Below are 25626 nucleotides of genomic sequence, written 5' to 3'. Positions count from 1 at the left end.
TTCGTTTCGATCCCGACATGAAGGCATTCTTCACGCGTCTCAAGCAGCAAGGAAAGCCCGGAAAGGTCGCACTTGTCGCCGTCATGCGTAAAATGATCATCATCCTAAATGCTAGAATGCGAGACGCAAACGCAACGGTGCTTGACGCCTAACACCGTTGCTTTTTCTATTGCGTCGCGCCAACTTGCCGCCGCGTTGAAAATAAGTCACTTTCCGCGCGGACAAATCGTCGGAACAAGGGGAGGGAAGTCATGTCCGAGGAAAAAACTGCCAAGGAAGCGGTGAAGGGGCCTGCGTCCTATTTCCCGTCCATCGAGAAAAAGTACGGACAGCCTGTCCAGCATTGGCTTTCGCTGATTGAGCAGCGAAAGGGCGACAAGCATATGGAAATCGTCAACTGGCTGAAGTCGGAATTCGAGATGGGACATGGTCACGCCAATGCCCTCGTAGCCTACGCTCTCGCCAAACCGGCGAAGGCGTGATTCTCAAGCATGTCTCCCGAACGCGGGTACCGATTTCGGGAGACATGCTTGAAAAACAACGGATAGAGCATTTCCACTGGTTCAGTCAAAACAGGAAATGCTCCAGCGCTTTCTACCGTTTGAAACCGCCCAGAATGCCGCGCACCAGTGCGCGGCCAAGTGAATTGCCGACCGAGCGGACGACGGATTTCATCGCGGCTTCCGCAACCGTCTGGCGGCCGGATCGACGGCCGGTGCCAAGTGCGGTGCCGACGAGATCGCCAAGAATGCCGCCGCCGCCTTCTTCCTCTTCCTTGGTCTTTTGCTGGGCTGCTGCTGCATTCTGCGCCTTGCGGGCCAGCATTTCAAAAGCGGAATCACGGTCAACAACCTGATCATATTGCCCGGCAACCGGGCTTGCCGCGATGATCCTGGCGCGTTCTTCCGGCGTCAGCGGGCCGATGCGCGATGAAGGCGGACGCATCAGCGTGCGCTGCACGATGGAAGGCACGCCTTTTGCCTGAAGCGTGGAAACCAGCGCTTCACCGGTGGCGAGATTGGTGATCGCCTGGAACGTGTTGAAATCCGGGTTCGGACGGAACGTATCGGCTGCGGTCTTCACGGCATTGGTTTCGCGCGGCGTATAGGCTCGAAGCGCGTGCTGCACGCGATTACCAAGCTGGGCCAGAACCGTTTCCGGTACGTCGAGCGGGTTCTGCGTCACGAAATAAACGCCGACGCCCTTGGAGCGGATCAGGCGCACCACCTGTTCGACACGGTCGACAAGCGCCTTCGGCGCTTCATCGAAGAGAAGGTGGGCTTCATCGAAGAAGAAGACGAGCCTTGGCTTGTCGGGATCACCGACTTCCGGCAGTTCCTCGAACAGTTCCGACATCAGCCAGAGCAGGAAGGTGGAATAGAGCCGGGGGCTCATCATCAGCTTGTCGGCGGCGAGCACGCTCACCACGCCACGCCCGTCGGTCGTGGTGCGCATAAGGTCCGAAATCTTGAGCGCTGGCTCCCCGAAGAATTTCGAGCCGCCCTGCTGGTCGAGGACCAGAAGCGAACGCTGGATCGCACCCACCGAAGCCTTGTTCACATTGCCGTACCTGCCGGAAAGCTCTGCCGAGCGCTCCGCCATTTCAGCGAGAATGGCCTGCAAATCCTTCAGGTCCAGAAGCAGCAAGCCTTCTTCATCCGCCAGGCGGAAGGCAATGTTCAGCACGCCTTCCTGCGCATCGGTCAAGCTCATCAGGCGCGACAGGAGCAGCGGCCCCATCTCTGAAATGGTAGCGCGGACGGGATGGCCCTGTTCCCCGAAAATATCCCAGAAGATCACAGGCGCGGCGCGCATCTCGTACGGGTCGAGCTTCACTTCCGCCGCACGCTTGACGAGGCCGTCATTTTGAACGCCGATGGCGCCAATGCCGGAAAGGTCGCCCTTGATGTCGGCGCAGAAAACGGGAACGCCAGCCGCCGAAAAGCTCTCGGCCAGAACCTGCAGCGTGACCGTTTTACCCGTGCCGGTCGCGCCGGTGACGAGGCCGTGCCGGTTGCCGTATTTCAGCGCTAGATATTCCGGCTGCTGGTAGGAGTCGTCAGGCTTGCGGCTCGCGCCAAGAAAAATAGCGTCTTCGGCAGTCATCAGGCAGCTTGCTCCCTCTGTTCAACTATAACTTACGATATAAACATCGCTTATCGTCACGACAAGCAAAAGGCTTGGGGGAAAAGCCTTGGACGCGGTGGCTGACGAAGCCTGCAACTCAACTTCAACGCGCAGGATAGCCGTTCGGGTGCGCCGGAATGGCTTTCAGATAGGCGGCAATGGCATTGCGATCCGCTTCGGCAATATGAGCCATATTCGCAACCACGTCGGTCATCGAGCCGCCAAGCGAATCGAAATCCGGGGTAAAGCCGCTCTGTAATGCATAGGAGATGTCTTTCTCGCTCCAGCCGCCGATGCCAGCTTCGTCCGGCGTGATGTTCGGGACAACGCCTCGTTTTCCGTCGCTGCCGGTTTCCGGTGACAGTGCTCCGGCCAGCCATTCGGCGGTATCCGGCCCGCCAATTGTGTTGCGCGGCGTATGGCATTCGCCGCAATGGCCAAGCGCTTCTGTCAGATACTGGCCGCGCTTCACGTGATCGGAAGCATTTGCGATTTCCACCGCGGGCCGGTCGGTCAGGTAAAGCTGCTTCCAGAGGCCGAGCCCTCGCCGGATATTGAAGGGGAAGGAGAGCTTATGCGGGGCCGCGACATTGTCGGAAGGCGGCAGCGTTTTCATAAAGGCAAAGAGGTCGGCCACATCCTGCGGCTGCATCCTTGTATAGGAGGTGTAGGGGAAGGACGGATAAAGATGCTCATCCTGCTTTCCGACGCCTTTCAGCATCGCATTGGCAAAATCCTGAATAGTCCAGGTTCCAATTCCCTGCTCGGATGGGGAAATATTGGGCGCAATGAAAGTCCCGAAATCTGAAACCAGCTCATGGCCGCCCGCCAGCACCTTGCGCGCATCACCCGAAGCGCCGGGTGCGGCATGGCAGGAAGCGCAGCCACCCGCCCAGAAAACCTGTTCGCCCTTGACGAGGTCGCCCGGCTTCATCGCGTCCAGCACGGTCGCGTCCACCTTCTGCGGCGCGGTCAGAATCCAGAAAGCCGCAGCTCCAAGGACGACCACGGCGCCTGCGACATATGCCAGTTTTCGGACCATTCCATCCGTTCCCGTCTGGCGGTTCCGGCGATTGCGGGCCGCTCTTATGGCTTTCATTCAATAAGGTCGTTAGAGCGCGGGGCATTGGCACCGCGCCACTCACCTGCTAATAATGATCCAGCACACCGAATGTTTCCGTCCAGTGTGCTCTGTGTCAACAGTGAAGATCAGTTCTTCTTGACGCGAAAGGCCTGATGGCAGGAACCACAATTGGCGGCGACCTGCTGGAAGGCTGGCTTCAGCGCATCCAGATCCTGCGGCTTGGCTGCCAGTGCTGCTGCGGCATAGGTCTGGAATTTTTCGACATGCTTGACGAAGTCGTCTTTGTTTTCCCAGATTTTTGGAGAAGCTTCGGTGTCACCCTGATCAGAACCAGCCGGGAACAGCGTGTCCACGTCCAGCTTCTTGGCGTCGGCATCGATTTTTTCGAGTGCAGCAAGAGCTGTAGCTGCGTCGAACGGCTTCTCGCCCTTGACCATGGGAGCAATCGACCCAACCGAACGTCCAAGGTCCTTCATGATTGCCTGACGATCGGCGATGACGTCAGCCTGTGCGACACCGGCAACCAATACCGCTGCAGAGCTGACAGTCAGGAAAAACAAACGCATACGATTCTCCATATTTAAAAAATGAACAAAAATTCTCCCTTTGGTTCAAATATCCGATACAATCCTGGACATTGCAATCATCGCATCGAGTAAATCCCCAATGCGGCAAGTATCATTCTGAATTTATAGGGATTATTACATTGGATTCACGTTATCGTGAAAAACATGACTTAAATACTATTGTTTTATACTGAAGGATTTTTCAGCAAAAGTGCAAGCCTCCTGCGGAGGAAATCAGCCCATCATTCACGCGGCTGCATCCGGTTCGGGAGAAAGACATGCGTGAAGACAAAGAGAGAGCATTTCCAATGGTTAAATCAAAACAGGAGAGGCTCCAGGCTGTCCAAATAAAGGCCCCAGAAACCGGGGCCTTTTCGAGCATGTAAACTTTAATCAGACGAACTGGCCGAGGCCCGGAATTGCACCGATGACGGCATCAACTGGTTCGTCACCGGCCTTTTCCTTGGCGAAGCGGATGGTTTCCTTGGCAACGCCGGAAATTTCACCCATGCCGAGGCCAGCGCCCATGAGCTGCGAGCCGAGACCCATCACGCCGCCCATCAGGCCAGACAGAAAGCCGCCGCCCTTGACCTGCGCGATTGCTTCGTCGGCACCGGGGAATGCTGCTAGAAGTTTCTGGACTTCCGCTGCCGGACCCTCCTTCTGCAGGAAGGCGAAAATCATGCCGACTGCCTTTTCTGCCGTTGCCGCATCGATGCCAACTTTGGAGGTGATGCGTGCGATCAGTTCTTCCATAGAAACTCTCCCAAAAATCTTACGTTTACGTAATATGCATTCTCGCCTTCGCATTGCAAGCCGCCATGAGCGAAAATATTAGAGCATTTCCGTTTTTTTCTGAATCGGCAGCGGTCCCAAATCAGTTTTGTTGTGATCTCATGTCCGTTTTCAAGGATTTTGGCATAGGTTTCCGTCTCGCCTTTTGGCGTCAGGACTAATGGGCTGCCTATTGCAGGACGCGGCGGCATTGAGACGACGGTTGATCAGACTCTGATGCGCGGGTTGGATACCGCAGGACCGTGGTTCGTCTCGGGCCTTCCTCTGTCTCACGTTAACGCGTGTTGCCATTTTTCAGGCTCGCTGAAACACAACGAGGGTTGCCCTGACCGGCCGCCGCGCCCAACAATAGGCAGTTTGATGGAAGTAAATCTTTCTCCTTCTTGGTGTTGAGTGGTCCCTCGTCAGATGGCTTTTGTTGGCGTGACGGGAATGGTCGTTGCGATCGCCCAGACGAAGGCAGCAAGCTCACGTGCGATTGCAACGATGACGATATTGGTGGGACGGCCACCGGCCTGCATACGCCGGTATCGCTGGCATAGCCGTACTTGAGCCTTCCAGGCGATTGCCCTGATCTCTTCAGGCAACCCCTCGCTTCGCTTCAGAATTTCCTGGCCGACACGCGCTGGCAATCTATAGGTCCATGCGCCTTCGACCAGCATGCGCCGCGCCCGGGTATTGCCCGCCTTAGTAATGGACCCACGCACGACGCTTGCGCCTGTGGAATGCTCCCTGGGGACCAGTCCCAGCCAGGCCATGAATTGACGTGGGTTTCTGAAGCGTCTGAAGTCACCGATCTCCGAGACCAGGGTCACCGCCGATATCTGTGCGACACCGCGCAAAGCCTGGATCGCTTCCACCACGGGGTTGAGCGACCAGTCAGGCAGGAGCGCCAGCATCTGTTGGGTCAGCCGTTCACGCCGTTCCTCGATTTGCTCGATGGCACGAATATATTCTTCCATGGCGATTTGCTGCGCCCGGTGATCGAACCGCTGGGTCGCCAGCCAATTGCGATGTGCTTTTGTCCAATGAGAGCGGCCTTCGAAGATCCGGCCGTGGCGAAGCAAAAATGACAAGAGATGCTGGCGTGCCCGTCGCATATCAGAGACCGCCGTTTCCCTCGCCCGGCAAAGATCGCGCATGGCCTCATGCGTCTCGTCGGGAACCCAGATGGATGACAGCTCACCGGCGCGCAACAAAGCAGCTAACGCCAGCGCATCGCGGCGATCCGTTTTGATCTGAAGCCCCGGACGCGTTGGAATGAGCGACGGTGCGACGACAAGGCATTCATGGCCGAGACCTGAAAGCTGGCGATACAATCCATAACCCGTCGGGCCGGCCTCGTAGCAAAAGCACAAGCGCTCGTGACGCCCCGCCAGCTTATCGACAAATTTGCGCACAGCATCAGCGCGGTTGGCAATTTCGCCGTAATAGCGAACCTCTCCATTGCGACCTGCTTCCGCAAGGTCGACCACGATTTTTTCCTTGCTCACATCCAAACCAACATAAAGTGCAGTATCATCGACCACGGCTCGTCTCCTATGTTTGAGGCTCTGGCTGCAAAGCTAACCCTCGTTGCCAACAAATTGCGAGACGAGCCACTATGCAGACCACGGACATGGGCTCTCATTGATTCTGGCTGGATGAAGGCCAGCATCCGATGACCGCACCGATATCGAATGATCTTCGCGAGCGCGTTGTTTCAGCCATGCTGAGCGACGAAAGCGTTCGTTGCGTGGCGCCGCGGTTTGAAATTGCCGCGTCTTCAGTTGTGAAATGATCGCAGCGCCATCGTGCGACCGGATCGGTTCGTCCCGGCAAGATGGGCGGCCATCGCAAGCGGATACTCGAACCGCATCGTGATATCATTGTGCAACGGCTCGCCGAGAACCCGCACCTGACGTTGCATGGCCTGAAGGCGGCGTTGACCGAGCGAGGTATGTCCGTCTCGCACAATACGATCTGGGAATTCAGGGATCGCGCGTGGTTTCACCTGCACTCCATGCACACAGCTGCAGAATCTTTTTGGGCGCTTGAAATCGAGCTGTAATGGTAATACCTTATTTTAAAATGGTATTACAAAGGTGTGGCAATGACAACGACGGTGACATCGAAGGGCCAAGTTACGATTCCAAAAGCAGTTCGGGAATTGCTCGGAATCAAGCCTGGAACCAAAGTAGATTTTCATAGAACGTCCGATGGAAATGTATTTCTTGTTAAAGCTGATGCGCCAAGAACACTAAATCGATTCCAGAAGCTGCGCGGTCACGCCGGCAAGGGACTCGACACAGATGCAATTATGGCGCTGACACGTGGTGAAACGTGACTCTGGTTGACACAAACGTTCTTCTGGATCTTGCGACAGATGATCCACAGTGGGCGGAATGGTCGATTGGCCAACTTGAAACCGCAAGTCTGACGGGACCGTTGCTGATTAATGAAGTGATCTACGCAGAACTCGCAGTTCGTTATGAACGAATTGAAGACCTGGATCATTTTATTGAGGCTGCCGGCCTTCAAATGGCCTCGCTTCCCAGAGAAGCGCTTTTTCTGGCAGGCAAAGTCTTTACCCAATATCGAAGAGCAGGGGGCTCGCGAACTGGTGTTCTGCCCGATTTTTTCATTGGCGCGCATGCAGCAGTTCAGCAAATACCACTGTTGACGCGAGATGTCGGACGTTACCGAACATATTTTCCGACGGTTGCGCTGATTACTCCCAACTTATTGTAAACGGCGCAATAATTGGTCCCCTCGCTCTGTGGCTGCACGGAAAGCACCGCAGCGGCTACGATGACGGACAGATACCCTAATTCTTCGACAGGCTGGCAGCAAAGCCAAAGGACATAAATATGCATGAAATCATCTGCCCGCATTGCAACAAAGCATTCAAGATCGACGAAGCTGGCTATGCAGATATCCTGAAACAGGTTCGCGATAGTGATTTTGAGAAGCAGCTGCACGAACGTCTGGAGTTGGCTGAACAGGACAAGCGGAGCGCCGTCGAGCTGGCACAGGCCAAAGTTACCAGTGAATTGCAGAAAGCGACTTCAGCCAAGGATTTTGAAATCCAGGAACTGAAGGCAAAACTCGAAGCTGGGGAAGTCACACAGAAATTGGCGGTGGCCGAGGCTTTGAGCATCGTGGAGAAAGAACGCGATGCCCTTTTGAACGATCTTGAAAATTCCAGACGTGAGCAGGAGGCTGCGTCAAAACTGGCTGAGGCGAAGCTTATTGCGGAATTACAGAAAGCCGCTTCAACCAAAGATGCCGAGATCCAAAGCCTGACGGCTAAACTTAACGCGGGCGAGCTTTTACAGAAGCTTGCTCTTACCGAAGCTGTCAGCGCAGTTGAGAAAGAACGAGACGAACTAAAGAGCGGTCTGGATCGTGTCGCACTTGAAAAGCAGCTTGCCGAAACAGCCCTTAAGGATAAATACGAAACACAGCTTAAGGACCGCGACGAGGCAATCGAGCGTCTGAGGGACATGAAAGCGAAACTGTCGACAAAAATGATCGGTGAGACGCTGGAACAGCATTGCGCGACCGAATTCGACCGCATTCGCGCTACCGCTTTTCCACGCGCTTACTTTGAAAAGGACAATGACGCACGCGATGGCAGCAAGGGGGATTTTATCTTCCGCGATCTAGACGATGCAGGTTCGGAAATTGTTTCGATCATGTTTGAGATGAAGAATGAGAACGACGAAACAGCGACCAAGAAGAGGAACGAAGATTTCCTCAAAGAGCTCGACAAGGACCGTAGCGCGAAGGGTTGCGAATATGCCGTTCTGGTTTCGCTGCTTGAGCCTGAGAGTGAGCTCTATAACACCGGGATCATCGACGTATCTCACCGCTACCCAAAAATGTATGTTGTTCGACCGCAATTCTTCATCCCAATCATTACGCTATTGCGCAATGCGGCAATGAGTTCGCTCAAGTACAAGACGGAACTGGCACTGGTGCGGGCGCAAAACATCGACATTACAAACTTTGAATCCCAGCTCGACGACTTCAAAGCTGCATTCGGGCGTAACTGGCGACTGGCTTCAGAAGGCTTCGAGGAAGCAGTCAGACGTATTGATGAGGCCATCAAGGATCTGGAAAAAACGAAAGATGCGCTTCACAAGTCGGCCAACAATCTGAGGCTGGCAAACGACAAGGCTGAGGACCTGACGGTCAAGCGACTTACGCGTGGGAATCCGACGATGGCTGCAAAATTCTCCGAAATCAGGCAGGAGATGTCTGATCCTGAATGAAACAGGTATCGTAAACGTCGTTTGTGAGAACCTGGCGTGCGGTAGCGGCGAACTGTTCATCGCAGATGTATCCCAAGCGGGAAGGCGGTTAACGCATGATATGCAGACGGTTTTGGGCTCGTTTGGCGATAACCGCGGGAGTTTTCGCAATCGTACACGCGCCGACGATGGCGCAACAACCGGATAATTTGGTTGCAAGTCTCCAGAAGACGGTTGATTCCTGTCTCATCTCTCCGCCAGGCGCAACGGGGAGAGTTGTCGTTTCAGCGACTTTCGGGCCGGATGGCTTACTTAAGGATAAGCCCAAGATTGTGCGGAAAGGCGAGGGGCCGCTTGAGGACACGTAGGCGAATACGGGGGGGCAGGGCGATCCCGAAATGCGCGCCGCAACTCGTCGGTTTTGGTCGTCAGGGAGAAGTCATCTTCAATTTTGATCCTTCCGGTCTGCTGCCAGCCCCGCGAGATAGCGCCTCTGTCGTTGATCTCAATAGCGAACAGCTGACATCAGAGGTCAACGGAAAACGGATAATCTCGGCAGCTACAAGTCGGCAACCATCCGACAATTGATCAAAGCAGCCGGTGCGCGGCTCTGGTTCCTGCCACCCTATTCGCCGGACCTTAATCCGATCGAACAGGCCTTCTCCAAGATTAAACACTGGATGAGAAATGCACAAAAGTGCACCATCGACGACATATGGCGTCATATCGGCAGGTTGGTCGAAGCCATTCAGCTCGCCGAATGCCAAAACTATCTCGAAAATGCCGGATATGGTTCCGTCAAAAGATGAAACACCTAGAACATGATTCCGAAAAGTGGGAACCGCCTTTCGGATAAAATCGTGCTCAAACAAAAACTTAGAGCGAGACGACGATAAAACTTATAAACATCCCGCTCTTGGAGCATATGGCTCGTGAGGTGACGAGATAATTACGCTGTTCGAATTTCCTGCAATTCCAGTTCTTCGATCATGACCTGCCGCATGACGAATTTCTGGATTTTGCCGGTTACGGTCATCGGAAACTGATCCACGAAGCGGATATGGGCCGGAACCTTGTAATGCGCGATGCGCTGCCGGCAATATTCAATCAGTTCTTCTTCGGAAAGCTCGCCATCCTTGTGCAGCTTGACCCAGGCACAGATGATTTCGCCGAACTTGCGGTCGGGAATACCGAATATCTGGACATCGCTGATCGCTGGATGGGTGAAGAGGAACTCTTCTATCTCGCGGGGATAGATGTTCTCGCCGCCGCGAATGATAAGATCCTTGATGCGCCCGACAATATTGCAATAGCCTTCGTCGTCGATCGTGGCGAGGTCTCCCGTGTGCATCCAGCCCGCATCGTCTATGGCGCCAGCGGAACTTTCCGCGTCGTTCCAGTAACCGCGCATGACGCTGTAGCCCCGCGTCAGCAATTCGCCCTTTTCGCCACGCGGCAAAAGCTTGCCATCCGCATCGACGATCTTCACCTCCAGATGCGGATGGATGCGCCCGACGGTGGAAACGCGTCGTTCCAGTGGATCGTTCGTCGAACTCTGAAAGCTGACCGGGCTGGTTTCCGTCATGCCATAGGCGATGGTGATTTCGCTCTGGTGCATCTCGCTCACCACACGCCGCATCACTTCGATGGGGCAGGGCGATCCGGCCATGATGCCGGTACGCAGGCTTGAGCGGTTGAAACGGCTGAATTCCGGGTGATCCAGCATCGCAATGAACATTGTCGGCACGCCATGGAGGCCGGTGCATTGCTCCTCCTCAACGGTCTGGAGCGTCAGGAGCGGATCGAAACTCTCGTTCGGGATCACCATGCAGGAACCATGGGTCACGCAGGCAAGATTGCCGAGCACCATGCCGAAGCAATGATAAAACGGCACCGGGATGCAGAGTCGGTCCTGTTCAGAAAGCTGCATCGCCTCGCCGACGAAAAACCCGTTATTGAGGATATTGTGATGCGAGAGCGTCGCACCCTTCGGGCTGCCGGTCGTGCCGCTGGTGAACTGGATATTGATGGGATCGTCAAATTGCAGTTCTTCGGCAAGCTGCGCCAGTTCTTGCCCGGTGACTTCATCGCCGGATTGGGTGACATCGTCGAAATTCAGCATGCCCGGCGTCTGTTCCGCACCGAGCCGGATTACGCACCTTAAATTGGGAAGCCGCTCGGACATCACATGGCCGGGGCGGGCTTCATCCAGTTCAGGCACGATGCTGCGCAGAATATCGATATAGTTGCTGGTTTTCAGTGACGGTGCGAGGATGAGTGCTGCGCATTCGACTTTCCCCAGCACATATTCCAGTTCATGCGCCCGATAGGCCGGGTTGATGTTGACGAGGATCAGACCCGCCTTTGCGCTCGCAAACTGGGTGAGAATCCATTCGTGATTGTTCGGCGACCATATGCCGAGACGTTCGCCGGGGCGAAGCCCGATGGCGAGGAAGCCTTCGGCAAGCTGGTCGGTCAGTTGTCTCAGTTCGGAATAGGTCAGCCGGATATTCTGGTGCCGGACGATGACGGCAGGACGGTCGGGATATTTTTCCGCGATCTGGTCGAGATGCCGACCGATGGTATTGCCTATGAGAAGCTTGTCGCTCGCTCCATGTACATAACTGGCCTGCTGCATTTCCGATCCTCCCAAACCGAAGATGACGCCCGAAGGCGATGCATCAAGTGTTGGGAGGATGCCATTCGTGAGGCTTCGTGAAAACCGCAGTTTTTATGTTCAGCTTCAGCGCTTGGTGCAACGCACCAGAGTAGCGGCGCCAGCATTGGTATATTTGCTCTGCATCGTATAGAGCCAGCCCTTGCATTCAGACATGCTGCTGAAGCACCGGACACGGTCGATCGAAACCAGTCCGTCGCCGCCTGTGATGAAGGGCGAGTCGTCCACGCCGCTGAACTGGCCGACGATGATGCCGCTGCCTCTTCTCGGCACGCTGCAACGCTGGCCCGCATATTCGCTGACATCCTTGCGTACCTGCGCTTCAGCCGACATCGGCAGCGCGACAAGGCCGGAAACCGCAAGCGATGCGGAAGTGAGGCAAACAGCAATGACCTGACGCAACATCGGTCTCTCCCTAAAAAGAATATCTATTGAACAATACTATAAGATCATAAGCGAAATAGCGCGTTTTTCCAGAGCATGTCTCCGGAAAGTGGGAACCGGTTTCGGGATCAAGAAATGCGAAAAATGAAGGAAGCATCGCATCCTAAAAACCGGACGCGATGCTTGTTTTCGAGGCTCAGAGCGTGTCGCCCGCCTTGCCTGTCACCTTGAGGGCGAAGGCATAGGTATAGGCGACTTCCTCCAGTCGCGAGAAGCGACCCGACGCCCCGGCATGGCCCGCATCCATATTGATACGGAACAGGACGGGATGGTTGTCGGTCTTGAGCTCACGCAGTCTGGCCACCCACTTCGCAGGCTCCCAATACGTGACGCGCGGATCGGTAAGACCTGCCACGGCCAGAACGGCCGGATAGGACTGACGGCTGACATTGTCGTAGGGCGAATAGCCGGCAATGATCCGGTAATCTGTTTGCGATGTGATCGGATTGCCCCATTCGGGCCATTCAGGCGGGGTCAGCGGAAGGGTGTCGTCCAGCATCGTGTTCAGCACATCAACGAATGGCACTTCAGCAATGATGCCGCCGAATGCGTCGGGGGCCATATTGGCAATCGCGCCCATCAGCATGCCGCCTGCCGAACCGCCATGCGCAACGATGCGGTCATGACTGGTGAAGCCTTCGGCAACGAGGTGCCTTGCGGCAGCGATGAAATCGGTGAACGTGTTCACCTTCTTGTTGCGCTTGCCGTTTTCATACCAGGCAAAACCCTTGTCCTTACCGCCGCGGATATGCGCGATGGCGTAGACGAAGCCCCGATCCACGAGCGAGAGCCGCGACGTGCTGAAGCTTGCCGGAATGGTGATGCCATAGGAGCCGTAGCCATAAAGCAGGCAGGGCGCGGAGCCGTCGAGCTTTGTATCCTTGTGATAGAGCAGGGACACCGGCACCAGTTCACCGTCCGACGCCTTGGCGAACACCCGGCGCGTGACATAGTCATGCGCATTGTGACCGGAAGGAACTTCCTGCGTCTTCAAAAGCTTCCGCTCGCGCGTCCGCATATTGTAGTCGAAGAGCTGTTCCGGCGTCGTCATGGACGAGTAGGAGAAGCGGATCACATCCGTATCATATTCGGCGCTGCCGTGAAGGCCGAGCGAATAGGCCTCCTCGTCGAAGGCGATGGCATGTTCCTCGCCGGTTTCGCGATCACGGATCACGATGCGCGGCAGGCCGTTATCGCGTTCCATCCAGACAAGATGATGCTTGTAGGCGGAGTGCGACAGGATCAGCCGCCCTGGCTTTTCTGCCACGACCTCGACCCAGTTTTCCGGCTGCGGTGTGGCAGCAGGCGCCTGGCATATCTTGAAATCCTTGGCGCCATCCGCATTGGTCAGGATGTAGAACACATCGCCACCCGGTGCGATGTCATATTCCGTACCGGTCTTGCGCTCCATGACGAGCTGCGGCTTTGCCGCCGGATCGCTGGCGGGAAGGAGCCAGCATTCCGATGTTTCATGGTCATGAATGTCGATAAAGATATAGTCGTCCAGCGCGGAGCCGCCGACACCGAGGAAGAAGCCTGGATCTTTCTCTTCATAGATCAGGTGGTCCTCAGACTGGTCCGTGCCCACCTTGTGATAGAAAACCTTGGACGGTCGGTGGTTCTCTTCGAGGCGCGTATAGAAAAAGCCCTTGCTCTCCGCATCCCACGCACCGCCGCCATTCGTGTCGGTGACGATGTCTTCAAGGTCTTTCATGGACGACAGGTCACGGACTTTCAGCTTGTAGAATTCCGAACCCTTGTCATCGTAACCCCAGATCAAAAGCTTGTGATCCGGCGCATGATCGGCTGATGCAAGGCGGAAATAAGCCTTGTCCTTGCCTTCGACGTCACCGTCGAGAAGGATGGTTTCCGCGCCACCATCGCGTGGCGTGCGAATGAAATAGGGCTGCTCGCCGCCGGTACGATAGGACACGCCATAGGCGAAAGGCCCATCCTTGGCGGGAACGGAAGAGTCGTCTTCCTTGATGCGCCCGCGCATTTCTGCGAACAGGCTTTTCTGTAGCGCTTCCGTGTCCTTCATCAGCGCTGCCTGATATGCATTCTCTGCTTCCAGATGCGTGCGAATTTCAGGGGACAGAACCGACGGGTCCTTGAATACTTCCTGCCAATTGTCTGCACGCAACCAAGCATAGTCGTCGGTACGTGTGATCCCGTGGCGGGTGTCATTGACCGGATGTTTGGCTGCATGCGGTGGTTGAAGTTGGGGGGAACTTTGAGACATCCACAATTCCGATGAAAACTGTTTCGATTTGCTGCGAGGCCGGTAAGGCGTGCCTTCTGGCGGGTGATACTGGTGGTTATATAGTTGGCCGAAAAGGCGAAAGCGAGTTGATTCCGTTGAAATATATTTGAGCAATGCCTTTTTGAGGCCCGATTCTGCGGCCAAAAGCTACGTAACGGAAACATGTTAGTCTTGCACGACGTACAAGAAAACTTGAGGGAGAAAACTATTGCTAACGCTGGCCGGGCAAATTAAAGGAAGCACGGCAGTGAACTACGGCTTCATCCATATCCTTCAATAAATGACAGGAGCGGCGACGCGAACACATCGCGATTCAAAGTTTCCCAATCTTAGTAAGGTTGAGTTCGAGTTTTTCTATTTGCCGATTCAAGAAGAAAGACTTGTCGGTAATGTAATGTGGTTTGACAATTCTATTGCAAATGACATTATCAACTGATATTCGCAATCGCGAACGGATGGGGCAGAGTTTTGGAATACGTAACGACGGTGGCAGGCGGGGATCTCCAGTTGTCGATTACGCAACAATAAAAAGTAAGAAGGAAATCTACCTTATGGAAAATCTGGACACGCACGACGAGAGCGCAGAACTGCTTCTAAGCCTTACTGCAGATGTCGTAGCCGCATATGTCGGCAATAATTCGATTCGCGCTGGCGAACTGCCGCTGCTGATCGCTGAAGTACATGCCGCTTTCAAGCGTCACGTCGAACGCGAAGAAGCGCCTGTCGTCGTTGAGAAGCCGAAGCCTGCCGTCAACCCGAAGAAGTCGGTTCATGACGACTACATCATCTGCCTCGAAGACGGCAAGAAGTTCAAGTCGCTGAAGCGTCACCTGATGACCCATTACAACATGACCCCGGAACAGTACCGCGAAAAGTGGGATCTCGATCCGAATTATCCGATGGTTGCTCCGAACTACGCTGCTGCTCGTTCGCGTCTGGCGAAGAAGATGGGCCTGGGCCGCAAGCCTAAGGACGCTTAATCGCTCCGATATTTCGAGCGAGCTGCGCTTTACCGCATCTGTTCTGAAAACTTTATAGAAATGGCCGTTATCGTTGAGCTTATGCTTTTCGATAGCGGCCATTTTGTTTTGGGCTAAGCATTTTCGGAAGCAAATGGTCTATTCATCCGATCCGGTCGAAAGCCTGTTTCAACGCAATGTGCCGGTTCAGGTCATAACTCCAGTGACCACACATGCCTTTCAAACGTTCCCTTTCCATAAGGCGCGTCAGCCGCCGTTTGGTGCGCTCTTTTTCTTCCTGCGGTACCGTGAGAACCTCATCAAGATCGATACCGGCGATGATCTGCAAGGCAATGCGCTGCATCGCGGTCAGTTGATTCTGTTTTTGCCGGGCAAAAAATAGTGTGCGGGCGTGTTTCAGATCCGCTTCCATGGCAATTATCCTCATTTCGTGATGCGAAAGAGCATGAGCCATGCAGAATTGTGTTGGATAATATTCCTAGATTTTGCCGGATTCTTCTGTAAAATAGTTATGGATCGCAATCGATCGAAGCAGTTTATGCCGCGATGACAAGGCCTTAGCTTATGTTAGAAGCGTCGAAACCAGCCAAAGACGGCAAATTATTCCACGAAACTTATCCACACTTGCATTTTCCTCCGTATAAGAAGGTATTCCTATTCTGGCGAGGAAAGATGAATGTCTTTGGAACTATCGGATGTCATTCATACGCGGGCGGAAGCTTTCGAAGCATTGAAGGTGCTTGCTGCGCGGCATGGGCGAAGCCTTAGCCTCGAAAAGGTGGAGGGTATCGCCGACCGTTCGCGGGAGCAGCAGAATGTTGTGCTCTGTGATGCCCTTATCGATTTGCTTGTGGCTATGTTCGGTGTTTCCGGCGCTGAATTGCGGTCGCCGCTGCGGTGCAGGCGTGAGGTGGCCCGTGTTCGGCAGATCGGCATGTATGTTGCGCATACGGCTTTCGGGCTGGCCATGCGCGAAGTGGCCGCCGGATTTGCGCGGGACCGGACAACAGTCATGCATGCCTGTCATCTGGTGGAAGACATGCGGGACGATACGGATTTCGATGCAATTGTCTCGACATTTGAACGGATTGCGCAAAGTGCCTTCACGGCCTGGAGGATGGCGGCGTGACCACTCAATTGTCGGCATCCGAAACGAGAATCATGCGGTTTTTGAAGAATGGCGACTGCGAGGTTCAGGATTCCGTTCGCGCTTCGCATGTTTTGCTTGCGACGGAACAGGGGACCATTGCCGCCTCACGCACCGAGCTGGAGGCCATGCAAAAAAGGGGATTACTGCATTGGGAGGAGGAGCGGCTTGTTCTATCGCAGCCCGCCAACCGGCCGTTGAAAGATGGCGGCAAGTCATTGCCCCGCCCGGCAAGAACCCTGCAGACTATCGACTACGAGCAGGGCGAAAGGGTTGAGATCAATCTTGAGGAATCGCCGCTTGCCATGCTCTACAGGCGCAAGAATGCGCATGGTTCGTCCTTCATTTCGGAAAGCGAGTTTCTGGCCGGTGAAAGACTGCGTGCTGACTATACACGCGGATCGCTGATGCCATCCGTCACCATGCGCTGGGACACCCGCGTCGGAGATGGGCGCAGCGGGCCGGGCGGCATGGCAGAGCTGACGGATATCGCGCTGGCCAGCCGCATCCGTGTCGAGCGGGCACTGGAGGCGGTCGGACCGGAGCTGAACGGTGTTCTTGTCGATGTCTGCTGCTTTCTGAAAGGGCTCGAAACCGTGGAACGAGAGCGGCAATGGCCGGTTCGTTCGGCCAAGATGCTGCTCAAGGTCGGTCTGGCCGCACTGCACCGGCACTATAATCCTCACCTCGAAAAGGAACGGGGAAGAGCGGTTGTCCTGCATTGGGGAACCGACGACTACCGGCCACAGATGCGACCGCAGACTATATGAGCTGACGAGGCGGCACCCTCATTGACAGCTATCGGAGGCAGGTCTATCGCCTCTTTCTCAAAGGGACTCTGTGCCCGTTGGGGAAGTGGGGAGAAATCACATGAATTCGGTACGGGATCGGCTGGAAAGCATCCTGACGCGACTGGAAGCGCGGGCAGCAAGCGAACACGTTTTCAGCAAGGTCTATGCACAACAGGCGCGGGCTGAGGCGGATGCCTCCGATGCGCGCCTTCGCGATAGGCGCCCCGTCAGCCCGCTCGATGGGCGTATTGTTTCGATCAAGGATCTCTTCGATGTTGCCGGAGAGCCGACACTTGCCGGCTCGGTTATTCGACGCGATGTGGCTCCGGCAACGCAGGATGCCACGATCGTCCGGCGTCTGCGCGATGCGGGTGCAGTCATTGTCGGCAAGACCCACATGACGGAGTTCGCTTTCACGCCGGTCGGTCTCAATCCGCATTACGGCGAGCCGGGCAATGCGATTGATCCGACGCGTGTTCCGGGCGGATCGTCGTCGGGTGCGGCCGTTTCGGTAGCGGAAGGCACCAGCGAAATCGCTATCGGTTCGGATACCGGCGGATCGGTGCGCATTCCGGCAGCGCTGAACGGCATTGTCGGCTTCAAGCCGACTGCGCTGCGCATTCCGCTGGACGGTGCATTTCCGCTGGCGCCGTCGCTCGATTCCGTTGGTCCGCTGACCAGGACAGTGGCCGATGCCATTATAACCGACGCGATTATGGCGGGCGAAGCGCCCGTCTTGCCGGACGGCCTGCCGCTCAAGGGGCTGCGCATCGCACTGCCGAAGGGCTATCTTCTGGCCGATATGGAGCCGGACGTCGCAAGACACTTCGAGGCAACCGTTGCGCTTCTTGAAAAGGCAGGAGCGATCATTGCCGATCTGGAAGTCGATGATCTGATCCAGCGTCTGCGCGAGGTAACCCGCGTCGGCTCCATCGCCGGGATCGAGGCAAGTCATATCCATGCATCGACCTGGCTTGGCGATCCTGATGCCAATGTCGATATTCGCGTGAAACGCCCGCTGGCCGTCCGCGTCAAGGTTCCGATGGAAACCTATCGCGGGATCATGGAAACGCGCGCTACGCTTGTTCGTGAAATGGACGCGCGTCTGAGCGGCTTCGATATGTTCGTAACGCCCGCCACGCCGATTGTTGCGCCGACGATTGCTTCGGTCAGCAATGATGAGGCTGAATATGACCGTGTGGAAGGGCTGCTGCTGCGTGATACGCAGGTCGGAAACCAGTTCGACCTGTGCAGCATCACTGTGCCGACGCCGGGCATGACGCTGCCGACCGGCTTCATGCTCAGCGCACGTGGCGGCACGGACAAAAGGCTGCTTGCCGCAGCCTTGTCGGTCGAGAAACTTTTAGAGCCTGAATCAAAAAGCGGCATGTGAGTGCGAAAATGTTAATTTTCGAGTACCGGAGCGCAATGTACTTTTAGGTACATGAGCACCGGAACGCAGGTAAATTGCCATTTGCAGCCGCACAGGGCGACGTTTGGAACGGGCTCCTAGGCTGATTCTTTCGCCAGCTCCGCTTCACGACGGATGCGCGCCACCATGGCGCGCAGTCCGTTGGAGCGCTGCGGCGTCAGATGTTCATCTAGGCCGAGCTTTTTCAGGATGGCTTCCGGGTCCGCGGCGAGAATGTCCGAAGCCTTTTGGCCCGAATAAAGCGCCAGCACGATGGCCACCAGACCGCGCACGATATGCGCATCGGAATCGCCCAGAAATTCGATAACCGGATCGTTGCCGTCTTGCGGCAGCGTCTTCAGCCAGACCTGGCTGACGCAGCCCTGAACCTTGTGCGCAGAATCGCGCGCATCGTCAGGATAAGGCGGCAGTTCCTTGCCGAGATCGATGACATAGCGATAGCGGTCTTCCCAATCGTCGAGAAATTCGAAATCGGACATGATGCTATCGATGGTCGTGGTCATGATACTCGCCTGAAAGAAGTTTCTTGCCGCTTATATAGTCATGAAACACCGCAAGGTCACGGAAAACTCGAGCGCATCCCGAAAAGTGTGAAACGGTTTTCGGACAAGATGTGCGTTTAAAAAACGCTCTAGCGTTGAATGGAACCAGTCGGGCGACGGTCCAGTGCGCGCAGGGCTTCGTCCCGCGAGGTCGGGATGGGAATGCCGATTGCGGTCTGCATAGGTGCGGTGGCAACCGGTTCCGCACTCGCGGGTGGTTGCGGCTTTGTGCCGAAACGATCACTCAGATATTCCAGGGCAGCGCGGCTTCCTTCCAGAAGGCCGCTTCCGGCGCTGGAAACAAGTGAGGTGCCGTTCTGGCAGAAGGAAGGGTTTTCGATGCACAGCTTGCCCAGTTCCACGGCGGTTTTGCCATTGGCGAGAAGCTGGTCGATTGAATCCGGCTCCCGCTTCGTCTCGGCAATGGCTGGCTTCTCCTGCGGCTTGCTTTGCTCATCCGCAGGAAAGAAGCGCGGCATCACGATGAATGCCAACGACAGCCAGAATACGGATTTGAGTAGAAAACGGATCATTGCCTTCTTGCGGTTGCGTGCTCTCGGTTTGCGTCAATGTCCGATGAATTGGAAAAGATTCCGTAACTGTTCGATTTATTGGAGCGCATCCCGAAAAGTGTGAAACGGTTTTCGGACAGGATGCGCGTCATGGTAAAGCATTTAAACGTCAAAATTGTGCCGTGGCTGTGGTTTCGCCACCTGATCGCTACTCTCTGTTTACCATAGGCAGAAAAGCAGACCCGAGGCGTCACTTATCCGCTTTGGGCGGTCTCGCTTTATCGTTTCTTTAAAGCCTCGGCTGCAATCTGTTGCTGGCTGGGAGAGCGTCGTCACGGCGAACGGTTTTCCGGTTTAGACCATGCAAGAGTATTGAGTGAGTACGGCACGTTGAACGCCATTCTTTTGAAAACAGCCGAGACCGTCCGCACGAATGTGCAGGCGATCAGCCGTTTTTACGAACGTTTCTGCCGCCGCTGGGTATCCAGTCCCGATGCGGCCTCCATACGTGTTATCGGTTCGGTCATCACCGCGCCGGTCCTGCTTTGTGCGGCCGTACTCGCCTCTGGCGTAACGCCGGGCTTTACGGAATTTGCGATTCTTGCAGCAAGTTTTGCAGGCATCGCCATGATCCTTTGCGCGCTGTCGCTGATGGGTGTCGCCGCACCTGTTCTGGTTGGCCTGAACTTCGCTGCCTATGGCGCGGGTCTGGCTGCCATTGGCGCTTTTTCTCATGGCAATGCGGTCCTGTGGTTGATGGTGGCGGGTCTGCCGCTTGAAGTCTGGTTTGCGACCCGCAAGCCTGCTGCCGCAGCAGCGGGCGCCGCATTGGCGGCCATGATTCTCGGCTATTTTGCGACGGCAAGCGGTGGTACCATTTCCGGCGGCAGCTATGTGTCCGTCGCTGTTCTCATGCTTTATGCAGCAAGCCTTGTTGCGCGCGGTTTCGCGAGCGCCGCCAGGCCCGCGCAGATCAGGATCAACGCGCCGCAAGCTGCTGTTGCCGCAGGCGACGTGCAATTCGGTCTTGATTCGGATGGCGTGGTATTCTCGGTCGATACGAATTCGGCAAAGCTTTTGGGCGTACAGCCCAAAATGCTGGAAGGCACGGCGCTTATCGACCGCGTTCATGTGGCTGACCGTGTGCAATATCTTTCGCTCCTGGCCGATCTTCGCGCCGGTTCCGCTTCCAGCAAGATTGATGTGCGTCTGCGTTCCATCGAAAACGGCGATACGATCTTCCGCACTTATCGTCTCGAAGGTGTCGCAAGCGCTCACGCCATCACGTTGATTGGCCGCTCGCTCGAAGGCGAACAGAAGCTTCTGGATGAAATTGCAACGCTGAAAGCCGAGCTGGAATCAGAGCGCATCGGAAAAGGCCGTCTGCTTGCAGCCGTCAGCCACGAGCTGCGCACGCCGCTCAATTCGATCATCGGCTTTTCCGATATGCTGTCGCACGAAATGGGTGGCAAGCTGGCCAATGAGAAGCAGCGCGAATATGCGGGCCTCATTCATCAGTCCGGCCATTATCTGCTGGAACTCGTGAATGCCGTTCTGGACAATTCGCGGCTGGAAACCGGTCATTACAGCATCGACCCGCAGAACTTTGCTTTCCGTGAAGCGGCTGAAATGTGCACCGCCGTCATGCTGCCGCAGGCTGAAAAGAAAGGCGTTGCCTTCTGCCATCGCGTTGGCACAGGCATTGGTGAACTGGTAGCGGATCGTCGCGCCGTCCAGCAAATTCTGCTCAATCTTGCCGGTAATGCGGTGAAGTTCACGCAAAGCGGCGGCTGCGTCACCATTGATGCAACCCGCATTATGGCCGAAGGTCGCCCGATGCTGGAAATCATCGTGTCGGATACGGGCATCGGCATCGAGCCGGAAGATATGCAGCGCATCGGCACGCCGTTCGTGCGCGCCGACAATAACTATACGCGCACGCAGGAGGGGAGTGGCCTCGGACTTTCGGTGGTCAAGGGGCTGGTGGAACTGCATCAGGGGAGCATGCAACTCAAGAGCTGCCCTGGCGAAGGCACGATCGTCACGATCCGCCTTCCAGTGGCAGGCCCGCAGTTTGTCATGGGGGACGATGAATATCAGGAACTTGGCACGGTGATCGACATGCACCGTCACCAGGGGGAAAGGCGTAATGACTGGCAGAACGACGAAGACAACAGCCAAATCCGGGAGCAGAAAGATGCGCAAACCCGCAAAACGGCGTAGTCTCGGCTCGCGACTCCTCCACTTCTTCTTCACATCGGCTTCCGCGCTAGCGATTGCCGCCGGAGATTTCATCGTGCGCAACCCCGTCCTGACCGGCGGGGCAACTGCGTTTCTGGTTGTGTTGAGTTTCGTCTCGGCCAATGCGCTCTGGTATCAGCCGGAAGCGCACAACGCCGTGTTCTTCCGCACCAGACCCGATTTCGTGTTCAAGCCGACGCCACGCGCAGTCCTGCCGGGCACGGCATCAGCAAGTGATAACGCCCCCAAACCGACCGCGACGGCCTCAGCCGAAGCTGCAAGCTCCGCAAACGCTGAGACCGCCCAGCCGCTGGAAGCAGCCAGCCTGTCAGCGGACCGGCTGAACATGAGCGCATCGGTTGACGACATGTTGCCGGCACTTGCGCCCAATGCCGATCTGGAAATCGCACGTTTGCAGCAGCGACTTTCGACACTTGGAATTTACAAGGGACCGGTGGACGGTTTCACCGGGCCGCAGACGCGTGAAGCGGTGGAACGCTGGCGCGCCTTGCAGCAGAAGCTCGGCGTGCAGGAAGCAAACATACCCGCGCAGTTGCAGGCCGATGCCCAAAACAGTACCCCGGCTCAGGACGATGTGGCAAAAGCCATCGAGGTAGCAGTTCCGACGCCGCGTCCCCAGCCCGCAGTCTTGAAGACGGAGGCGGATTCCAAGCCAAAACCCGCTCTCGTATCTTATGAAAAACCGGCACCGAAAAAGCAGATGGCAGCAACGCCCGCCGTGCAATCGGGGAAAGTCAGTTCGCAGGATATTATCCGCGTGCAGGCCGGGTTGAAGGCATTCGGCAACGACACCGTGCCGGTGAACGGACAATCCGGCAAGACGACCCAGGAAGCGGTGCGCGAATTTCAAAAGCTGTTCAGCATGCCGGTAACCGGCGAAATCGATGCAACGCTGATCGCCAAGATGCGCGAGATTGGCCTCATAAGCTGATGGATTCCCGATGCGCCTGACATCCGATTTCTGGGTTTCGGCATTGATCCGCAAGGTGCAGGGCGAGGGCGGCTTTGCCTATCTCGCCCGTCGCGGTTCACCGGAGGCGGGCGCAATTTTCATCAAGGTAAGCTCACGCTTCGGTACATGCGACCTGTATTCGCCTGCGCCACAAACCTCCTATGAAGAGGATAATGACGGAGAACGCATGTTTCTGCGCATTCTTCACGACGCTGATGACATGGCGGCAGGCGACCGTATGGCGCGAGAAACCCGCTTCGATCCCGACCTGTGGCTGGTCGAGCTGGAAGATGTTGCCGATGCATCGGCACTGTTCTCGATTTCGCAGGACGGAGAAGCGAAATAAGTTGGCGAGGATAGGAGCGGTTCCAGTAAAAACGGAATCAGTAGAGCCGCTCTATCCTTTTGTTTTACGCATTATCCTACGCAAAACCGCTTCGCACTTTTGCTGGAAATGCTCTATTTCACTGATCGCTGAAGCGACGGGTGATCAGAATTGGCAGCATCCACGAGCGGCGTGTCGTCTTCGGATTCAGCCATTTCACGCAGTTTTCCGCGCAGCATGGCAGACATGTCGTCCGCCTTCCAGCGCCGCACGAGCGCCATCGCTTTTTCGCGGTCGATGGAGCGATAAATATGCACAAACTCACGCAGGCTATCGCGGTTGGTGTCGATAGGACCCAGAATGGCCGTCATGACGAGATAGCATTCGGCAGGTGACAATCCGAGCGCCTTGAGTGCAATCGGCAGATGCGAATCCGGCCATTGCCCGATGATCGCGTCGGTCCGTTCAAACGACAGGTCGAGCGCATCGGCCAGCGCATTGCGGAAAAACTGGCTGTCGATCAGAAGCGCGGTGTCGATGAGATGCTGCGAGCCGGTGGTCGCGCCAGCCTCGAAGAAAGGCTGTTGCAGCGCGCGCGCCAGTCGTTCGGAGCTGTCTTCTTTCATCAGCGGCGCTCTGGCCGCAGAAAGATCGGGTACATCCGGCCTTTCGAGCGGTTCGGCCTCGATATTGGCGAGATTTTCCTGAAGCGTCAGCGTACGGTCGATGACCGGGTCGGCGAAACTGCGCAGCACGCCTTGCAGAAGGATGTCACCGGACTGGCGCCGTGCAATGGCGCGCGCATGGGCAAGACCGTTCTTGCCGATGATTTCGATGAGGTCGGAAGGGCGTAGAAGGGGAGAGCGCAGCAAAATAGGCGCGGAGATTTCTACGGGTTCGTCGGCCAGCGCCAGAATGAGACGACGCGGCGCGTCCTCCAATTGTGCCAGCGCATTGGCCGCATGGCGCTTGCCGCGGGTGGAAGCGCAATGGAGAAGCGGCATGGCAAGATCTTCAAGCTGCTGCATATCCTGCCGTCCGGGGCGCGTGATACCCGCAAACGCGGAAATCGCGGCCGCCAGCAGGTCGTCCGCCTTGCTGCTCCCCGCTTTTGAATTCGACGGGCTCCGGTGGCCTGAAATATCCTCCAGGGCGCGGAACTGTTCATTTGTCACGCAGAATACTCCGGTAGGCACACAACTCACCCGCCCCAAATTGCAGATCACGCATCCGGCAGCAGCCGGTTGATGCGCAAATGCACCCCGCATGGGTCGGTATTCCGGATAGTAGCGTTGAAGCCTTAGCAACTCATTAACCGTGCCATAAAGAAACAGCATTTGGGTCAGGCTGCTAGAGCCCTTCAAACGGCGTGCACTGCGCCTCCGCAAAGAAGCGCTGCACTTCCGTGTTCCACGTTGCATCAGGCACGAATACGCGAAGCACAGCGGCACCTTCGCCGATATTCTGCTCGATCAGGATCGAACGCGCATCGGCCTGCGAACCATCCGAGCGCAGACTTGCCATGCCGATGGGATCGGCAAGGATCAGGTCGAGCTTACGTTCGTTGGAAACGCTGTCGTTGAGGCTGTAGAGATTGTCCCCGTTGGGCGCATAGATCGAGAGCGACCAATAGGGCACATTCGCCCCGGTCGTAATATGCACAGGCCCGTCGGCAAGATCGAAGCGGCAGGTGGCTTGCTGCACCAGCGGGTCACTGTCGCTGACCGGACCGGTCTTTTCGTCCAGCCTGTGGAAACGATATGGCTCGCTCCCCGCTTCGATCCGCGACCATGCATTCTTGTCGGAATAGAAGGGGACGAGGAAGAGAACCGCGATATGAACAATCGCAGCACCCACGATGCCGAGGAGAACGAGGCGCAAAGTTCTAGCCACGGCACGCCCCCTTGCTTGCACCCGCGATATGGGCGAGGCTTGGCATCACCAGATCGGAGAGACCGGAAGATGATGCCGAAGGCGTGTCGTAAAGCGTCATGACGAGAACAAAATCGCCGCTTCCTTCCACTGGCAACCAATTGCCCGGCGCTGCATCGGGGCCGATGGTGATCGTGACGCTGCCGTCATCGTCGTACAGGACTTCGCGGGAATGCAGCGCTTCCTGCAATCCTTCACGCGGCCTGATCGGTTCCAGATCAGGCGTAGCGGGATAGACGGTCCAGAAGCGGGCAGGCGGTGTCATGCCGCTCAGGCGGTAAGTGCAGCCGCGCCGAAGGGTGCGCCCGCTATTGTCGCTGCGCGCATAGAACGGAAGACCTTCCGCCGTTCCAAGCGCCAGATAGGCTTTGCGGGCAGCGCGGGCCTTGGAATAGGGGTCGGCATCGGGCGTGCCAGCCGCCGGATAGGCGCTCCAGACCCCGACCTTGAGCTCACCGAAACCTTCAAACCGGTCGAGAACCTTGTCGACGCTCCAGATGCCGCCGCCCAGCGCCAGCACAAGCACAATCGCCGTGTTGAATATCCTCTTGAACATCGCC

At 56.3% G+C, this 25626-nt stretch carries 25 protein-coding genes and 3 pseudogenes; 14 read left to right on the top strand and 14 right to left on the bottom strand.

Going from position 1 to position 25626, the window contains the following annotated elements; translation table 11 throughout:
* Positions 1 to 152: pseudogene (locus F9K91_RS26415) on the top strand (IS110 family transposase); the annotation flags it as partial.
* Between the two features lie 99 nt (positions 153 to 251).
* Positions 252 to 482, top strand: a complete 231-nt coding sequence (locus F9K91_RS21085) for a DUF4287 domain-containing protein (protein WP_151678639.1) — start codon at positions 252 to 254, stop codon at positions 480 to 482.
* A 112-nt stretch (positions 483 to 594) separates the two neighbouring features.
* Here the strand turns inward: F9K91_RS21085 and F9K91_RS21080 are convergent, their stop codons facing one another.
* From F9K91_RS21080 to F9K91_RS21060, 5 genes are all read right to left on the bottom strand, one after another.
* Complete coding sequence (locus F9K91_RS21080; protein ID WP_151678638.1) at positions 595 to 2106, bottom strand: helicase HerA-like C-terminal domain-containing protein; 1512 nt, start codon at positions 2104 to 2106, stop codon at positions 595 to 597.
* Positions 2107 to 2230: 124 nt separating this feature from the next.
* On the bottom strand, positions 2231 to 3169 hold the full coding sequence (locus tag F9K91_RS21075) for a cytochrome c (protein ID WP_151678637.1): 939 nt from the start codon (positions 3167 to 3169) through the stop codon (positions 2231 to 2233).
* 167 nt (positions 3170 to 3336) lie between these two features.
* Positions 3337 to 3777 carry a c-type cytochrome gene (locus F9K91_RS21070; protein WP_151678636.1) on the bottom strand — a complete coding sequence of 147 codons (441 nt, stop codon included), beginning with the start codon at positions 3775 to 3777 and terminating at the stop codon, positions 3337 to 3339.
* Between the two features lie 393 nt (positions 3778 to 4170).
* Complete coding sequence (locus F9K91_RS21065) at positions 4171 to 4533, bottom strand: DUF2267 domain-containing protein (protein ID WP_151678635.1); 363 nt, start codon at positions 4531 to 4533, stop codon at positions 4171 to 4173.
* A 443-nt stretch (positions 4534 to 4976) separates the two neighbouring features.
* On the bottom strand, positions 4977 to 6101 hold the full coding sequence (locus F9K91_RS21060) for an IS110 family RNA-guided transposase (RefSeq protein WP_151652633.1): 1125 nt from the start codon (positions 6099 to 6101) through the stop codon (positions 4977 to 4979).
* 131 nt (positions 6102 to 6232) lie between these two features.
* Here F9K91_RS21060 and F9K91_RS26410 point away from each other — a divergent pair.
* The 5 genes and pseudogenes from F9K91_RS26410 to F9K91_RS21035 all read left to right on the top strand — a co-directional run.
* Positions 6233 to 6553, top strand: a pseudogene (locus F9K91_RS26410) (IS630 family transposase); the annotation flags it as partial.
* Between the two features lie 111 nt (positions 6554 to 6664).
* Positions 6665 to 6898, top strand: coding sequence for an AbrB/MazE/SpoVT family DNA-binding domain-containing protein (locus F9K91_RS21050; RefSeq protein ID WP_109987910.1), 234 nt, complete (start codon positions 6665 to 6667; stop codon positions 6896 to 6898).
* Positions 6895 to 7302: a type II toxin-antitoxin system VapC family toxin gene (locus tag F9K91_RS21045; RefSeq protein WP_109987911.1), complete on the top strand. Its 408-nt coding sequence runs from the start codon at positions 6895 to 6897 to the stop codon at positions 7300 to 7302. The genes F9K91_RS21050 and F9K91_RS21045 overlap by 4 nt, the downstream gene beginning before the upstream one ends.
* Positions 7303 to 7421: 119 nt before the next feature.
* The gene (locus F9K91_RS21040; RefSeq protein ID WP_151556500.1) at positions 7422 to 8828 is read left to right on the top strand and encodes a DUF2130 domain-containing protein; all 1407 of its coding nucleotides are present in this window, start codon (positions 7422 to 7424) and stop codon (positions 8826 to 8828) included.
* Between the two features lie 524 nt (positions 8829 to 9352).
* Positions 9353 to 9616, top strand: a pseudogene (locus F9K91_RS21035) (transposase); the annotation flags it as partial.
* A gap of 140 nt (positions 9617 to 9756) precedes the next feature.
* Here the strand turns inward: F9K91_RS21035 and F9K91_RS21030 are convergent.
* The 3 genes from F9K91_RS21030 to F9K91_RS21020 all read right to left on the bottom strand — a co-directional run bounded on the left by F9K91_RS21030 (position 9757) and on the right by F9K91_RS21020 (position 14170).
* Positions 9757 to 11445 (bottom strand): AMP-binding protein, encoded by a 1689-nt coding sequence (locus F9K91_RS21030; RefSeq protein WP_151663388.1) that lies wholly within the window; start codon positions 11443 to 11445, stop codon positions 9757 to 9759.
* A gap of 105 nt (positions 11446 to 11550) precedes the next feature.
* On the bottom strand, positions 11551 to 11889 hold the full coding sequence (locus F9K91_RS21025; RefSeq protein ID WP_151556498.1) for a hypothetical protein: 339 nt from the start codon (positions 11887 to 11889) through the stop codon (positions 11551 to 11553).
* 175 nt (positions 11890 to 12064) lie between these two features.
* Complete coding sequence (locus F9K91_RS21020) at positions 12065 to 14170, bottom strand: S9 family peptidase (RefSeq protein ID WP_151678634.1); 2106 nt, start codon at positions 14168 to 14170, stop codon at positions 12065 to 12067.
* Between the two features lie 572 nt (positions 14171 to 14742).
* Here F9K91_RS21020 and F9K91_RS21015 point away from each other — a divergent pair.
* On the top strand, positions 14743 to 15171 hold the full coding sequence (locus tag F9K91_RS21015; protein ID WP_010661576.1) for a Ros/MucR family transcriptional regulator: 429 nt from the start codon (positions 14743 to 14745) through the stop codon (positions 15169 to 15171).
* 142 nt (positions 15172 to 15313) lie between these two features.
* On the opposite strand, the gene F9K91_RS21010 is transcribed toward F9K91_RS21015, so the two are convergent.
* Positions 15314 to 15583: a cytoplasmic protein gene (locus F9K91_RS21010; RefSeq protein WP_109988025.1), complete on the bottom strand. Its 270-nt coding sequence runs from the start codon at positions 15581 to 15583 to the stop codon at positions 15314 to 15316.
* Between the two features lie 270 nt (positions 15584 to 15853).
* Between F9K91_RS21010 and F9K91_RS21005 the strand changes: the two genes are divergently transcribed.
* The 3 genes from F9K91_RS21005 to F9K91_RS20995 all read left to right on the top strand — a co-directional run bounded on the left by F9K91_RS21005 (position 15854) and on the right by F9K91_RS20995 (position 18502).
* Positions 15854 to 16300 carry a helix-turn-helix domain-containing protein gene (locus tag F9K91_RS21005; RefSeq protein ID WP_109988026.1) on the top strand — a complete coding sequence of 149 codons (447 nt, stop codon included), beginning with the start codon at positions 15854 to 15856 and terminating at the stop codon, positions 16298 to 16300.
* Positions 16297 to 17088 (top strand): DUF6456 domain-containing protein, encoded by a 792-nt coding sequence (locus F9K91_RS21000; protein WP_109987917.1) that lies wholly within the window; start codon positions 16297 to 16299, stop codon positions 17086 to 17088. The genes F9K91_RS21005 and F9K91_RS21000 overlap by 4 nt, the downstream gene beginning before the upstream one ends.
* 100 nt (positions 17089 to 17188) lie before the next feature.
* Positions 17189 to 18502 (top strand): amidase, encoded by a 1314-nt coding sequence (locus F9K91_RS20995; RefSeq protein ID WP_109987918.1) that lies wholly within the window; start codon positions 17189 to 17191, stop codon positions 18500 to 18502.
* Positions 18503 to 18618: 116 nt separating this feature from the next.
* Here F9K91_RS20995 and F9K91_RS20990 read toward each other — a convergent pair whose 3' ends face one another.
* Complete coding sequence (locus F9K91_RS20990) at positions 18619 to 19044, bottom strand: SufE family protein (protein ID WP_109987919.1); 426 nt, start codon at positions 19042 to 19044, stop codon at positions 18619 to 18621.
* A 128-nt stretch (positions 19045 to 19172) separates the two neighbouring features.
* On the bottom strand, positions 19173 to 19616 hold the full coding sequence (locus tag F9K91_RS20985) for a hypothetical protein (protein WP_109987920.1): 444 nt from the start codon (positions 19614 to 19616) through the stop codon (positions 19173 to 19175).
* Positions 19617 to 19985: 369 nt separating this feature from the next.
* Here F9K91_RS20985 and F9K91_RS20980 point away from each other — a divergent pair, with 369 nt between their 5' ends.
* From F9K91_RS20980 to F9K91_RS20970, 3 genes are read left to right on the top strand one after another with little or no spacing between them, the layout of a single operon-like run.
* Positions 19986 to 21818: an ATP-binding protein gene (locus tag F9K91_RS20980; RefSeq protein WP_109987921.1), complete on the top strand. Its 1833-nt coding sequence runs from the start codon at positions 19986 to 19988 to the stop codon at positions 21816 to 21818.
* Complete coding sequence (locus F9K91_RS20975) at positions 21793 to 22788, top strand: peptidoglycan-binding domain-containing protein (protein WP_151556494.1); 996 nt, start codon at positions 21793 to 21795, stop codon at positions 22786 to 22788. Before F9K91_RS20980 ends, F9K91_RS20975 begins: the two co-directional genes overlap by 26 nt.
* A gap of 10 nt (positions 22789 to 22798) precedes the next feature.
* Positions 22799 to 23155 (top strand): DUF1491 family protein, encoded by a 357-nt coding sequence (locus F9K91_RS20970; protein ID WP_109987923.1) that lies wholly within the window; start codon positions 22799 to 22801, stop codon positions 23153 to 23155.
* 113 nt (positions 23156 to 23268) lie between these two features.
* Here F9K91_RS20970 and F9K91_RS20965 read toward each other — a convergent pair whose 3' ends face one another.
* The 3 genes from F9K91_RS20965 to F9K91_RS20955 all read right to left on the bottom strand — a co-directional run bounded on the left by F9K91_RS20965 (position 23269) and on the right by F9K91_RS20955 (position 25622).
* Positions 23269 to 24309 carry a DUF2336 domain-containing protein gene (locus F9K91_RS20965; RefSeq protein WP_109987924.1) on the bottom strand — a complete coding sequence of 347 codons (1041 nt, stop codon included), beginning with the start codon at positions 24307 to 24309 and terminating at the stop codon, positions 23269 to 23271.
* 175 nt (positions 24310 to 24484) lie between these two features.
* Positions 24485 to 25027: a DUF1254 domain-containing protein gene (locus F9K91_RS20960; RefSeq protein ID WP_109987925.1), complete on the bottom strand. Its 543-nt coding sequence runs from the start codon at positions 25025 to 25027 to the stop codon at positions 24485 to 24487.
* Positions 25020 to 25622: a DUF1214 domain-containing protein gene (locus F9K91_RS20955; RefSeq protein ID WP_151557845.1), complete on the bottom strand. Its 603-nt coding sequence runs from the start codon at positions 25620 to 25622 to the stop codon at positions 25020 to 25022. The genes F9K91_RS20960 and F9K91_RS20955 overlap by 8 nt, the downstream gene beginning before the upstream one ends.
* Between the last annotated feature and the right edge of the window lie 4 nt (positions 25623 to 25626).

This window comes from Brucella tritici (genome assembly GCF_008932295.1).
GTDB classification, from domain to species: Bacteria; Pseudomonadota; Alphaproteobacteria; order Rhizobiales; family Rhizobiaceae; genus Brucella; species Brucella tritici.
Note: the sequence above shows the minus strand (reverse complement) of the source record. Positions and strands in the feature narration are given on the sequence as shown.